This is a genomic window from Klebsiella sp. PCX (genome assembly GCF_021869705.1).
Classification (GTDB): domain Bacteria; phylum Pseudomonadota; class Gammaproteobacteria; order Enterobacterales; family Enterobacteriaceae; genus Klebsiella; species Klebsiella quasipneumoniae.
Window position 1 is genome coordinate 2,567,613 of the sequence record NZ_CP091527.1, and the last position, 13,028, is coordinate 2,580,640.

The window sequence follows — 13,028 nt, forward strand, 5'->3', positions numbered from 1 at the left end:
GCTCTCTATCCAACGCATACAACAACCGGACCTGTTGCTACCAATGGATCCGGTTGCCATCTGCCAGAGCGGAGAAGGCAACTTAACTGATGCTTGCCCTTTTGGCATTTAAAATTCTGTTCGCGCCATCAACAAACCCTTCACCACCTGGAAATTGACTTATCCAGCGCGGCAATGATGGTATAACTTGCGCTATGTCGTTGATCGTGTTCATTCCCAACGTTTTGCTGTAGTAGCTGAACATGGGGGCGTCATTGAGCGAATCACCACTGTAGAAAACCGATGCCTGTTCATCTGATTCTTCCAGTGCGTAAAAATGCTTTAACACCTTTCTGCTCATGACGAGTTTGTCATACCCCCCTAACCACCCCAGTACCCATAGATTATTAATGGTATAGCTGCATTTATTTTCCGCTAATTCGTCAATGAGCTGTCTGGTCTGCTCATGATTTTTGGGAAGTTTGAAAGCGATACTCGTCAGGCGAAAATCCTGATCGTCAGACACTTCAACCCAGGGGTATTTCTGGCGAATCTTGAGAAGAATATGGCTGATTTTTTCTCGATTGAGAAGATATTTGTCTTCATGCCAGAAGTACCTGTTAATACCATGTTCGATGGTATTTCTGGTAAGAAATAATCCTCCATTTTCAGCGATGACCCCATCAACTGGCCACATTCTCGCCATCTGATCGGCCCAGCCGGCAGAGGCCGCCGTTACCGGAATCACCTTGATGCCCGCATGTTGTAGCATTTCCAGACTCTGATAGGTTCGGGCCTGCAGTCTGCCCTTATAAGTCAGCGTTTCATCCATATCAGTTAAAACAAAACGAATATTCTGTAGCTCTTCATTCTTAACGTTATCAATTAAATTCATAAATCCCCCATACTGGTGATATTAATGGCTTTATTGATAAACGTTAATATCGAATTGGCATTTGATATTCTCTATTAACTCGAGAGATTTGATCCTTCTTACTGCACGAAGAAAGTCCGCAGGGGCATTATCTGGCCGAAGATTAATTCATTGGTCCCTACATTCAGCAGAAACCTATCGAGGCTTGCGCTTCCCTGCGCTATCAACGTTCTGCGCCATCGGCAACCCCTGCTTATCGCTTCAACTCGCCCTGCCACAGCGGGGATGACGCCAGCTGTTGGCATACCGTGTCGATAAATACCCGGGTATGCCGCCATCAAAGCGGTCTCTGCGCGGATGGCCGCGCGTGGACAAGGCGCGATCCTGCTAGCTGGCGGCATGAGCCATTGCCCGGACGTGTGGAAAAGACATCATCCATCGCTTGCTTTCCCTGTCACCTCGGATCAGGATACGTCGATATTCATGGAGGCTATGTGATGAAATATTTTATCGGTATGGCGGTGACGTTATTGTTCAGCACGCCGGGGCTGGCGGCGGGCGAGCTTGAGATTAACCAGTCTCCCCTGACGCTGGTACTGAGCGATCAGAATCAGGCACGGGTCTCCTCCTGTGCCGATTTCATTGCGCTGCGTAAAGCGGGAGAGACCGTCGACGCGCTGCCCGGACTTTCCGATCCGGATGGCCGTGCGGCGGAAGCGGCGTTATTTTCATGCTGGCTACAGGCCTACACCATCGATCACACGTTATTCCCCTCTGCCGCGCCGAAACCAACCCTGGCTGACGTGGTTCAGCACTTTCCTGCCAGCGCGGCGTTTATCGTCAGCGATGACGAAAAGCAGGACGTCGCCAAAAACTATGTGGGGAAAACCATCGCCGACTATACCCCGGACCTGAAAGCCAGGGACGATCGTCTGGAATCAGCGGCCAGCGCCAGCGGTTATGTGCTGGATGAGTATTATGCGTTTACCGATAAGCAAGGGCATCAGCTCAACATTGTCGCTCTGGTGGGCTACGCCATCGGCGGTACGGCAAGCGTGAAAAGCTACTATCGCATCGATGACACGCACGCCCGCGTCTGGAGCGTCACCCTGCTCGATGAGAACAGCCCGTTATAAGCGAGGGTTCCCTCTGCGGCGCTACCGCAGAGGGTTTCCCGTTTACCTGGCCAGCCACTGACGCCAGCCGCCCCAGGCGGTGATCTCCGTGGCATCCCCCAGCCCTCCGGCTTCGCAAATAAAGCCTGTCACCCAGCGGCCGTCGGCCAGCTCAATCTGTCCCAGCCCCAGCGGCGCGGGGATGGCGACCAGCAGCGACCCCACCTCGGCGCTGGGGATCTCCCAGACTTCCACGGCTATCGCGTCCCCCTCTGGCTCGTCACGCACCATCGCCGGGCGCTTGCCATCCGGAAGGACATACAACCGATAGCGCGGCGCGCTGTGGGTCGCCTGCAGCAGCCTGCCGCCCCGCGCCAGCAATTGACCGTTCAGCGGCTGGCCGGACAGATGTGCGCCGCATACCGCGAGAGCCATCCGATCATGACCCGCGGGATGCGCAGGCGGCGGGCTTTCCAGCCGCGCGCCGCCTGCCAGCGGTAGCCGCTCCGCGCGCTGGAAGGCGTCGGCCAGGCTCAGCAAATACTGATCGGTAAAGGCCCGGCCAAACAGCGTGACGCCGGAGGGAAGTCCGTCGGGCATAAACCCGCACGGCACGCTCACCGCCGCATAGTCCAGCAGGTTCATAAAGTTGGTGTAGTAGCCCAGGTCGGCATTGCGGGCGATGGGCTCCACCGCCAGCTCGTCGAGCGTTACCGGGCGCGGAACGGTTGGCGTCAGCACGCAGTCCAGCGTCTCGAGAATGGCATCGCACTGCGCTTTATACCCCTGCAGCTGATACATCGCCTTAAAGGTCGCCGTCGCGTCGATATCAGGCGCTTTCGCCAGCACATCGCGAATGACCGGCAGCACGGCATCCGGCTGCTGCTCAATCAGCGGGCCAGCCACCGCATAGCGTTCAGCAACCCATGGTCCGTCATATAGCAGGCGGGCGGCGGCCAGAAATGGCGCGAAATCGATCGCTACCGGCACGCCGCCGAGCGCCGTCAGCCGCTGCACGGCCTGGGCGAACAGCGCTTCGCTGACGCGGCAGCCGAGGAAGTTAAGCTCCCGCGGGACGCCAAAGCGAAACCCGGCGGACGGCCTGCCGAAGGCCTGACGGCTGTTCCACTGGGGATTGCGGCGGCTGTAGCTATCCTGCTGATCGGATCGGGCAACCAGGGCCAGCAGCTGGCTGGCCTCGTCGGCGGTGGCGCTGAAAAAGGTCACGCAGTCCAGCGTCCGGCAGGCAGGTACCACTCCAGCGGTAGAGATCACCCCTTTCGTCGCTTTCAGCCCCACCAGGTTATTCAGCCCGGCCGGGACGCGACCGCTGCCGGCGGTGTCGGTCCCCAGCGCGAAGCTTGCCACGCCCAGCGCTACCGCCAGCGCGGAGCCGGCGCTTGAGCCGCCGGAGGGATAAGCGGGATGGTACGCGTTGCGGCAGCGGCCATACGGCGAACGGGTCCCGTTCAGGCCGGTGGCAAATTGGTCGAGATTGGTTTTGCCCACCGGTACCGCCCCCAGGGCAATCAGCTGAGCGACAATGGTCGCGCTTTGCGTCGGCCGGTAAGCAAACGCCGGACAGGCAGCGGTGGTGACGATCTCCGCAAGGTCTATATTATCTTTGATCGCGAACGGCACCCCGTACAGCGGGAGCGTCTCTGGCGAATGGCCTTCCAGCGCCGCCAGAAACGGCGCCTGCTCCGCTTCGCTCAGGAGATGAATAAACAGATTAAACTCGGGATTCAGCGCTTCCGCCCGCTGGCGGATCGCCGCCAGCAGGGCGCGCGGGGTGGTGTTGCCGTTACGATAGTTCGCCGCCAGGGTCGCCAGGCGTAAATCAAACGTCTGCTGCATCATGCCTTCTCCTCAAAAATCACAGCCACCCGCTGCCCGGCACGCACCGCGCTGCCTGGCTGCACATTGACTTGCTGAACCCTGCCATCGCATGGCGCCAGCAGCGGGATCTCCATTTTCATCGACTCAAGCACCACCAGCACATCGCCGGCGCGTACCTGGCTGCCGGCCGCGGTCTGCACCTGCCACAGATTGCCGGATACCGGGCTTTCCACCCCCTGTTCCCCCGGCTGCAGCGGCGCATCGCCCGCCTCTTCTGTCGCGCTCTCCTGACTGTCGAAATGAGCCTGGCCGCTGGCGATCCAGCGCTCGCGCTCGTCGTTAAACGCCCGCTGCTGATGGTCGCGAAATGCGCTAATGCTCTGCGCCTCGCGAGCGAGAAACTGCTGGTACTCCGCCAGCCGCAGCGTGCTGTGCTCGATGCGCAGCGGGTAGCGTCCGAGCGGGAAATCGCGGCGAATCTCCAGCAGTTCCTCCGCCGAGACCGGATAGAAACGCAACTGGTCGAAAAAGCGAAGCAGCCAGGGCTTGCCAGCAAAATCAGCCACCTCGTGATAGCGACTCCACATCTGCAGGGTGCGGCCGACAAACTGATAGCCACCCGGGCCTTCCATGCCGTAAACGCACAGATACGCTCCGCCGATGCCCACCGAGTTTTCCGCCGTCCAGGTTCGCGCCGGGTTGTATTTGGTGGTGACCAGCCGATGGCGCGGATCAAGGGGGGTAGCCACCGGTGCGCCGAGATAGACATCGCCGAGCCCCATCACCAGATAGCTGGCGTCAAACACCGTTTGCCACACCGCCTGCTCATCCGGGAGATCGTTTATCCGGCGAATAAACTCGAGGTTGCTTGGGCACCAGGGGGCGTCCGGGCGGACGGTGGTCATATATTTGTCGATCGCCTTGCGGCAGGCGGGATCGTCCCAGGAGAGCGGGAGATGCACCACCCGTGTAGGCACCTGCAGATCGTCGCTCATGCAGACCGTGGCCCACTCCTCGCGGACCCAAGCAAGCAGGGTCTCCAGCGCCAGCGTTTCCGGCTGGTAATGCAGCTGCAGGGAGCGGATCCCCGGCGTGATATCAATGATCCCTTCCCGGGCTTGCTCCTCAAGGGCCTGCATCAGGGCATGGATGCGAAAGCGCAGCACCAGATCCAGCTCCGCCTCACCGGCCTCCAGCAGCAGATGGGTATCGCCGGAGAGGCGCGCCACCAGGCGTTTGTCAGCTTCGCCGCAGGTCATCACCACCGGCGAGGTAAGCGGCACAGGCTGCCAGGCAACGTCCTGCGCCTGCAGGGTCGCCAGCTCCGCGCGACGGCCTGCCGCCAGCCGCCGGGCGGTGGGGACGTCCACCGCCACAAAGCGCACTTTATCCCCCGCCTTAAGCTGGCCCAGTTGCCAGAGATCGGCTTCGATCACCGTCACCGGGCAGACGAAGCCCCCGAGGCTTGGGCCGTCCGGCCCGAGGATCACCGGCATATCGCCGGTAAAATCCACCGCCCCCACGGCATAGGGGTTGTCATGAATATTCGACGGATGCAGCCCGGCTTCGCCGCCGCTGTCGCGGGCCCAGACCGGCTTGGGCCCGATCAGGCGCACGCCGGTGCGGCTGGAGTTAAAATGCACCTCCCAGTCGGTGGCAAAAAAGGTCGCCATATACGCCGGGGCAAAGAACTCCGGCGCGCCGTGGGGACCATAGATCACCCGCAGCGTTCGCACTGCCGCAAGCTCAGTGCGCAACCCTGCAGTAAGCGCCGCGCTTTCCGTGGTCTCAGCCGGAGGTGCAAGATGCAGCACGTCGCCGGCGCGCAGCGCCCGTCCGCCGTGGCCGCCAAACTGACCGAGGGTAAAGGTGCTTTTACTGCCCAAATAATCCGGTACCTGAATACCGCCGCGCAGGCAAAGATAGCTTCTGACCCCAGGCCCGCTTATTGCCCCCAGCCTGAGGGTCGCCCCCGCCGGAATAGTGAATACGCAGTCCATCTCCTGGTCGACGCCGTCGAGCGTTACGGCCAGCGGCGCGCCGCAGACCACCGCCTGTACGGCGGTATTAAATTTCAGGGTGGGTCCGCTAAGGGTGATCTCCAGCGCAGCGTCGCCCTCGGCATTGCCCAGCAGACGGTTGCCCAGGCGCAGCGCCCGGTCATCCATCGGTCCCGAGGGCGGTACACCCACCGCCCAGTACCCCAGACGTCCCGGGTAATCCTGGACGCTGGTCTGGGTGCCGGCGCTCAGAACCTCCACGGTATCGGCCCGGTAGCGCAACTGCTCCAGACAGCGGGTCCAGGGTTCGCCGGCAGTAAACGGCGCAAAGCTGAGGATCTGCTGCAGGTACTGGCGGTTGGTTTCGACGCCGTACAGGCGGGTCTCCGCCAGAGCCTGCGCCAGGCCGGCGATCGCCTCATCGCGGCTGGGGCGCCAGACGATAGCTTTCGCCAACAGCGGGTCGAAAAACGGCGGCACCTCACACCCGGCCTCCACCCAGCGATCGATGCGCAGGGTGGCGCCGTCCGCCGATGGAAACGAGACGTCGGTTAACAGTCCAGGAGAAGGCTGAAACTGGCGGCCAGGATCTTCGGCGTAAATTCGCGCCTGAATAGCATGGCCCCGGGGCTGTAGCCCGGCGGCCAGCTCGCTCAGCGGCGGTAAATCCCCTGCCGCCAGGGCGATCATCCAGTGCACCAGGTCCACGCCCCACACCTGCTCCGTCACGCCGTGCTCCACCTGCAGTCGGGTATTGACCTCGAGGAAATAGAAACGCTGCGCCGCGCTGTCGTAGACAAACTCCACCGTCCCGGCGCTGCGGTAGTTCACTGCTTTTCCAAGGGCAATGGCCGCGCTACACAGCGCCTGCGCCATCCCGTCCGGCAGATTTGGCGCCGGGGTCTCTTCAATCACTTTCTGGTTACGTCGCTGCAGCGAGCAGTCGCGCACGCCGAGGGCGATAACTTCCCCCTTCCCGTCGCCAAAGATTTGCACCTCCAGATGGCGGGCGCGTTCGATATATTTTTCGAGAAACACCCCGGCGTCGCTGAAGTTGTTTTGCCCCAACCGCTGTACCGTGGCAAACGCCTCGCTCAGTTCGCGGGCGTCGCGGCAGACGCGCATGCCAATCCCTCCGCCGCCCGCCGTGCTCTTGAGCATCACCGGGTAGCCCACCGCCTCAGCCGCCCGGCAGGCTTCCTCACTGTCGGCCAGCAGTTCGCTGCCTTCCAGCAGCGGAACGCCCTCCGCCTTCGCCAGGGCGCGGGCGGTATGCTTCAGGCCGAAGGTTCGCAGCTGTTGCGGAGTCGGGCCAACAAACGCCAGTCCCGCCGCCTCACAGGCTTCGGCGAAGGCGGCGTTTTCCGACAGAAAGCCGTAGCCGGGATGGATAGCGCGGGCGCCGCTCTGCAGCGCGGCGGCAATGATCTTCTCTACCATCAGATAGGTTTGCGCTGCCGGCCCCTCGCCAAGGCTGAGCGCCTCATCCGCTTCGCGGACGTGCAGACTGCTCAGGTCGGCTTCGGCGTACACGGCGACGCCCTTCACCTGCATGGCGCGCAGGGTGCGCAGAATGCGGCAGGCAATCGCCCCGCGGTTAGCAATCAGTAAGGTATCAAACATAAGCGGAACTCACAGCGAAGCGGGTCGTCCCGCAACAATTCGTCTTCCCCTGAGGTCGTCCCCGGGAGAGCCGGCGCTTAAAGGTGGCGCGTCGGCGTGTGGTTCAGGCGGTCGGCGCGAACGGCGAACAGCCGAAAGGCCAGCAAACGCCAGCGCTGCCAGCGGGTCAGTTCCATACCAGCACCTCGGCGGGGGTCGGGTTCCAGCCGTTGCAGGGATTGTTGAGCTGCGGGCAGTTGGAGATCAGCACCATGGCGTTACACTCCGCGCGCAGTTCCACGTATTTTCCCGCCGCCGAGATGCCATCCTCGAAGGTCAGACCACCCTCCGGCGTCACCGGCACGTTCATAAAGAAGTTAATGTTGGCGCCGATATCGCGTTTATGCAGACGGCCATCGTGCAGACAGGCGCAGAGAAAATTGTCCCGGCAGCTGTGCATATAGCGCTTGTCGAGAGCGTAGCGCACGGTGTTGCTCTCCTGGGCGCAGGCGCCGCCGAGGGTATCGTGCCGCCCGCAGGTATCGGCCACGATGGTCATCAGCGGATGACCAAGATTGGAATAGAGCACGCTGCCGGCGGTCAGGTAGGCGTTACCCTGGCGGCGCAGCGTGCGCTGCGCATCGTAGCGCTCGCGCGGGTTGTCGGCGTTGTAAAACAGAGTATCAATCGCCTGGTTGCCTTCAAGATCGAGCAGGCGCAGGATTTGCCCTTTTTTTACCTCAAACAGCCACGGCTCCCCGGCGGGGATCACATGGCGATAGACGGCCTCTTCCGGGCGTCGGTTACTGGTGATAAGGGTCATAAACGCCTCCTTACAGGGCAAAAAGTTGGGTATTGCGGAACGCGCGCTGGTTCTCATCGCGGGTCAGGAGCGCCTGGGTGGCTGCGTCTTCATCGTCGGCCTGATACCAGCTCAGCTGCACCGGACGGGGGGCATACTCGGTGGCCGGATCCTGGGGATGCGGCAGCGCGGTGAGCACCAGCAGGACGTCCATCGGGGCATACAGTTCCACGTAATCCCCGGCGCGGCTGTTGCCGGAGACAAAGTGAAAGCGCCCCTCGTCATCGACGGTGACTTTGCTGAAGAAGTTGACCACCATCAGCAGATCTTCCAGACCGAGATCCCATTTCCCCATCTCCACCAGAAGGTTATCGACGCCGTTGCGGTAGAAACCATTGCGTAATTCCTGGTAGCGTCCGGCGCCATATTTGTCGTGCGTCTCTTCGGCGTTAAGGACCCCGCCGAACGGATCGTGCCAGCCGCAGCTGTCGGCGACGATCCCGGCGAGCACCCGGCCCATATCGGAGTAGAAACAGTGCCCGGTGGTCAGACGCGCGGTATGCTGCCCCTTGAGGGTATCCGGCAGGTTAAGGCGCTCACTTTTCTCATGGGGGTTGAGCATCATCATGCTGACGTTCGCCCCGCCGTCGATATCGGTTAGGCGCAGGATCTGCCCTTTGCGCAAAATCAGCGAGGTGTGCGCCCCGCCGGGAAGCTGCTCTTCGCGCAGGCTGGGGGTGGAGTGAAGCAGTTCAGTCATCAATTTATCTCCTTAATGCGTAAACGTTGGTGTCGCTACCGGCGGCCAGCTGTGCCATCCGCGCTTCATTGAGCGGGATGTCGTAGGTAATACGCGCTCCCCAGGCGTTGGGCGCCTGCGGGTCGATGCGCACTTTGTCGAACACCAGCAGCCTCGTGCCGAGGTTGAAGCCTTCCGCCAGGTCGTGGGTGACCATAAACACCGTCATGCGCGTTTCGCTCCACAGCTGGAGCAGCAGCGCATGCATATCCTTGCGAATGCCGGGATCCAGCGCGCCGAAGGGCTCGTCCAGCAGCAGCACCCGCGGCTGCATCACGAACGCCTGGGCAATGGCCAGCCGCTGCTGCATCCCGCCCGAGAGCTGCGCCGGGTATTTATCCAGGGCGTGTCCCAGGCCCACTTTCTCCAGCATCCGCTGGGCCTGTTGCCGGGCCTCGCGCTTTCTGCCGCCAAACAGGCGCCCCAGCAGCGGGGACGCCGGCAGCTCCAGACCGATGGCGACGTTATCCAGCACGTTGAGATGCGGAAACACCGAATAGCGCTGGAAGACCACACCACGACTGCGGTCCGGCTCCGCCGCCAGCGGCTGGCCGTCGAGCAGGATGGCACCACGGGTCGGTTTTTCCTGACCGAGCAGCAGGCGCAGAAAGGTCGATTTACCACAGCCGGACGCGCCGACCATCGAGCAAAACTCGCCCTCTTTGACCTGCAGATTGATGCGCTCCAGCACCACGTGGTCGCCGTACTCCTGCCAGATGTTTTTGATGTCGATAAAACTCATCCCCGACCTCCTTCCGCCCACGGGAAACAGGCCTTGTGCAGCTGGCGCAGCGCCAGATCCATCAGCCATGCCAGCAAAGTGATCCAGATGACATAGGGAATAATCACGTCCATCGCCATATAGCGCCGCACCAGGAAAATGCGGTACCCCAGCCCGGCGGTGGCGGAGATGGCCTCGGCGGAGATGAGGAACAGCCATGCCGAGCCCAGCAGCAGGCGCAGGGAGGTGATCAGCCGCGACAGCAGCTGGGGAAGCACCACCCGCAGCACCAGGGTCCAGCTATTGGCGCCGAGGGTCTGCGCCTTAATAAACAGCTCCGCCGGGATCTCCTGCGCCCGCTGCTCCAGGTCGCGCGCCAGCATCGGCGTAATACCGATGACGATCAGCATCACTTTCGACAGCTCATCCAGGCCAAAGACGATAAACAGCACCGGCAGGATCGCCAGCGGCGGGATCATTGACACCACCGTCAGCAGCGGCGACAGCGCCGCGCGGTACATCGGGAAGACGCCGGCGGCGATGCCGATGACGAGGCCGATCAGCGACGAGACGGCCAGGCCCGTCAGCAGACGGCTCAGGCTGATCAGCGTATCGGCCCACAGCAGATACTCGCCGCTGCGTTTGTCCGGGGTGAACGCCATCCGGTCAATGGCTGCCACCATCTGCGACAGGCCTGGCAGCAACTTGTCCTGCGGATTGGCTTCCAGCCGCACCGCCGATCCCATAAACCAGGCGGCGATCAGCACGACAAAAGGCAGCAGCATCAGCGTCAGGCGCATCCCCTTTTGGGGATAACGGTTAATGTGGCGCATGGCGTGGTCTCCCGGCGGCAATCATTAGAGCTGGCCCGCGGCGGCCAGCTTCAGGTAGCTGTCGTCAAAGCGCAGTTTGCGGTTGGCGGCATCGCCGAGGGTGACATTTCCCGGAAAGGTCATGCCGATAAAGTCCGCGCTCTGCGCCCCTTCACCCAGCAGGCCTTTATCGAACGAGAACTGCGCCACTCGCTGCATGGTTTTCGCCAGATCCGGCGAGGAGATAAACGCCAGGGTGTCGGCAGGCGTCCAGAACAGATGGGTGGTTTTCAGCTGCGCCTGGTAGCCGGCAAGATCGGTACCGGCGTCGGCGGCCATAGCGCTCAACGCCTGGCTATCCCCGGCCTTCATTTTGGCCATCATTTCAAACCAGGCACCGGTCAGGGCTTTGCCCAGCGCGGGGTTATCTTTCAGGGTCTGGGTATTCACCACCATCATGTCGATAAGCTCGCCGGGCACCTGCGAGGAGCTAAACACTTCGCTGGTTTGCGGGGTCTTTTTGATAACCGACAGCTGTGGATTCCAGGCCACCGCCGCCCGCACGCCGCTGGTGCCGAAGGCCGAGACGATATCGGCATCGGAGGTATTCACCACCTTGACGTCTTTTTCCTGTAGCCCGGCTTTTTCCAGGCCGCGCACCAGCAGATAGTGGGATACCGACAGCTCCGGGAGATACACCGACATTCCTTTCAGGTCGCTGAGCTTTTTATCCACCCCTTTGAGGACCACCCCATCGTTACCGTCGGAGTAGCTGCCGGTGATCAGCGCCGTACTGTCGACACCGCCCGCCGCCGGGATCGTCAACGCGTCCATGTTGGTCATCGTGCAGCCGTCAAACTGCCCGGCGGTGTACTGGTTGATGGATTCGATGTAATCGTTGAGCTGAACGATATTGATTTTGATGCCGTATTTGCTGGCCCATTTATCAATGATCTTTTCATTGCTGATGGCGCCCCAGGGCATCCAGCCGGCGTAGATGGTCCAGCAGACGTTGAACTCTTTTTTGACGGCGGCAAAGGACGGGACGCTGGTCAGCAGCGTCAGCGACAGGACGAGTGAGCGGAGGAGCGGCGATGTTTTCATGGTGGACCTCTGGTTAGCACGAGAAACGGAGCAGCGCGACACCCAACGGTGCTGCTGTCTCCCGGGCTTTTATCCCGCCGTGTAACCTCGCCGAGGTCGCCAGCTCTCGGACCAGACGTTCACCGCGGTGAACCGGAACCCTAGCCAGCTATTGTGTGATCTGAATTGTCTGTTGCGCTGCTTTCTGCCGATGTTCTTGCAAGCACCATGCCAGGAGCCAGATAGCCGTTCCATCAGCGATTTACCGCCAACCGGGGCATCGCCTCCCAAAAATGGGGAGTAAAAGTGGGGCATTGCATGGCTTTGGTGCAGAGGGAAAGCCAACCGCGTCCTGGCAAACAACCGGCCGTTGGTCATGGGGGATGAGTCCTGTAACTAATGATCATTGCGCGGGTAAATGTTTGCCATTACGCCGCTTCGATATTTGGGAAGTAGCAGGGACTTCTCCGCTGCCCCGTCGCCAGGGGGCGTTATCCTTATTTTTCCGCCTGTACGACCCGCCTGACGGTAAAGCATTTAAATGTTGAATACCTACTAACGCTAAATTTCCTGGTTGTGCGTTTTAACGCACGATGATAATATTGCGCCACGTGAAGGAGAGGGGCGGAATGAAATCACCATTCGTTAATCCAGCATGATTAGCCTGTTAAATACAAGTTAAAATCACGCCAATGTTATTTAACACAGAGAGGATCCATGAAAATATTGCTGATGTTACCACCCCTTATTCTGTTAAATGGTTGTGTGGATCTCGGGGATGTAGGCATACATCCGGAAGAAAAAACTTACTATGTTAATCAGGGAAAAAGCCAGGTGGTTGATTGCCTTCATTATGCAGCCACTAAAGAGAAACTATCACTGGAATATGATGACACTCTCCCTGAAAATGTTTATAAGTACAATCTGATAAATACTGAAACCACGGCTGTCGCGTGGGTTGAAATCAGCAAATTCAACAGCAGGCAGACTTCGGTAGAATTTTATTATGCGCCGCATGCGCCGGATATACATCGGTCGGTTACTGCCATTGCTGAACGGTGCACATAATGCGCAGATAAATAGCAACAGAATTAAGCTATCAGAGAACGAATGATGAAAAGATCTCTCCTTTTGCTAATAACAGTGCTGATGATATCTGGCGAGTTACACGCTGATACTGTTTTGTATCAGGATAGCAGTTTTGTCGAGCGATCCCTTTTTTCAGGTGCAGTAAGCAAACCGAAGCACCCTAATAAATTTGCTATGAGTTTTGGCATATGCCAACTGAGAAAAATCATCAGGAGCGTCACGGATAGCGGAGCAAAAAAGACGCGTAAGGTTGTCCAATAACTGGCCAGTGCATCCCCCTCCCGGCAGACGCACCTCCTCCGCGTAAAACCGA

10 protein-coding genes and 1 riboswitch are annotated in these 13,028 nt (G+C 60.1%); of the genes, 2 read left to right on the forward strand and 8 right to left on the reverse strand.

Features of this window, described 5'->3' with window-relative positions; translation table 11 throughout:
- Positions 1 to 82: 82 nt before the first annotated feature.
- Positions 83 to 874, reverse strand: a complete 792-nt coding sequence (locus tag GQR96_RS12140; RefSeq protein ID WP_065905148.1) for an HAD-IIB family hydrolase — start codon at positions 872 to 874, stop codon at positions 83 to 85.
- Between the two features lie 476 nt (positions 875 to 1,350).
- Here GQR96_RS12140 and GQR96_RS12145 point away from each other — a divergent pair, with 476 nt between their 5' ends.
- Positions 1,351 to 1,989: a hypothetical protein gene (locus GQR96_RS12145; protein ID WP_065905146.1), complete on the forward strand. Its 639-nt coding sequence runs from the start codon at positions 1,351 to 1,353 to the stop codon at positions 1,987 to 1,989.
- Positions 1,990 to 2,031: 42 nt separating this feature from the next.
- On the opposite strand, the gene atzF is transcribed toward GQR96_RS12145, so the two are convergent.
- The 7 genes from atzF to GQR96_RS12180 all read right to left on the reverse strand — a co-directional run bounded on the left by atzF (position 2,032) and on the right by GQR96_RS12180 (position 11,647).
- Positions 2,032 to 3,828, reverse strand: a complete 1,797-nt coding sequence (atzF, locus tag GQR96_RS12150; RefSeq protein WP_065905144.1) for an allophanate hydrolase — start codon at positions 3,826 to 3,828, stop codon at positions 2,032 to 2,034.
- Positions 3,825 to 7,430, reverse strand: a complete 3,606-nt coding sequence (gene uca, locus GQR96_RS12155; RefSeq protein ID WP_065905141.1) for an urea carboxylase — start codon at positions 7,428 to 7,430, stop codon at positions 3,825 to 3,827. Before uca ends, atzF begins: the two co-directional genes overlap by 4 nt.
- A 166-nt stretch (positions 7,431 to 7,596) precedes the next feature.
- A complete protein-coding gene (locus tag GQR96_RS12160; protein WP_065905139.1) occupies positions 7,597 to 8,232 on the reverse strand; it encodes an urea amidolyase associated protein UAAP2 in 636 nt (211 codons plus the stop codon).
- A gap of 10 nt (positions 8,233 to 8,242) precedes the next feature.
- Complete coding sequence (locus GQR96_RS12165; RefSeq protein WP_065905137.1) at positions 8,243 to 8,971, reverse strand: urea amidolyase associated protein UAAP1; 729 nt, start codon at positions 8,969 to 8,971, stop codon at positions 8,243 to 8,245.
- A gap of 4 nt (positions 8,972 to 8,975) precedes the next feature.
- Positions 8,976 to 9,752 (reverse strand): ABC transporter ATP-binding protein, encoded by a 777-nt coding sequence (locus GQR96_RS12170; protein WP_004205863.1) that lies wholly within the window; start codon positions 9,750 to 9,752, stop codon positions 8,976 to 8,978.
- Positions 9,749 to 10,564: an ABC transporter permease gene (locus tag GQR96_RS12175; protein ID WP_043519578.1), complete on the reverse strand. Its 816-nt coding sequence runs from the start codon at positions 10,562 to 10,564 to the stop codon at positions 9,749 to 9,751. Before GQR96_RS12175 ends, GQR96_RS12170 begins: the two co-directional genes overlap by 4 nt.
- A gap of 24 nt (positions 10,565 to 10,588) precedes the next feature.
- A complete protein-coding gene (locus GQR96_RS12180; protein WP_023318281.1) occupies positions 10,589 to 11,647 on the reverse strand; it encodes a putative urea ABC transporter substrate-binding protein in 1,059 nt (352 codons plus the stop codon).
- 56 nt (positions 11,648 to 11,703) lie between these two features.
- Positions 11,704 to 11,802, reverse strand: a riboswitch (guanidine-I (ykkC/yxkD leader).
- Between the two features lie 541 nt (positions 11,803 to 12,343).
- Between GQR96_RS12180 and GQR96_RS12185 the strand changes: the two genes are divergently transcribed.
- Positions 12,344 to 12,694 (forward strand): hypothetical protein, encoded by a 351-nt coding sequence (locus tag GQR96_RS12185; RefSeq protein ID WP_064183385.1) that lies wholly within the window; start codon positions 12,344 to 12,346, stop codon positions 12,692 to 12,694.
- Positions 12,695 to 13,028: the final 334 nt, after the last annotated feature.

Coding starts and splice junctions, on each gene's coding strand:
- GQR96_RS12140 (WP_065905148.1), bottom strand. CDS start 874: ATGAATTTAATTGATAACGTTAAGAATGAAGAGCTACAGAATATTCGT.
- GQR96_RS12145 (WP_065905146.1), top strand. CDS start 1,351: ATGAAATATTTTATCGGTATGGCGGTGACGTTATTGTTCAGCACGCCG.
- atzF (WP_065905144.1), bottom strand. CDS start 3,828: ATGATGCAGCAGACGTTTGATTTACGCCTGGCGACCCTGGCGGCGAAC.
- uca (WP_065905141.1), bottom strand. CDS start 7,430: ATGTTTGATACCTTACTGATTGCTAACCGCGGGGCGATTGCCTGCCGC.
- GQR96_RS12160 (WP_065905139.1), bottom strand. CDS start 8,232: ATGACCCTTATCACCAGTAACCGACGCCCGGAAGAGGCCGTCTATCGC.
- GQR96_RS12165 (WP_065905137.1), bottom strand. CDS start 8,971: ATGACTGAACTGCTTCACTCCACCCCCAGCCTGCGCGAAGAGCAGCTT.
- GQR96_RS12170 (WP_004205863.1), bottom strand. CDS start 9,752: ATGAGTTTTATCGACATCAAAAACATCTGGCAGGAGTACGGCGACCAC.
- GQR96_RS12175 (WP_043519578.1), bottom strand. CDS start 10,564: ATGCGCCACATTAACCGTTATCCCCAAAAGGGGATGCGCCTGACGCTG.
- GQR96_RS12180 (WP_023318281.1), bottom strand. CDS start 11,647: ATGAAAACATCGCCGCTCCTCCGCTCACTCGTCCTGTCGCTGACGCTG.
- GQR96_RS12185 (WP_064183385.1), top strand. CDS start 12,344: ATGAAAATATTGCTGATGTTACCACCCCTTATTCTGTTAAATGGTTGT.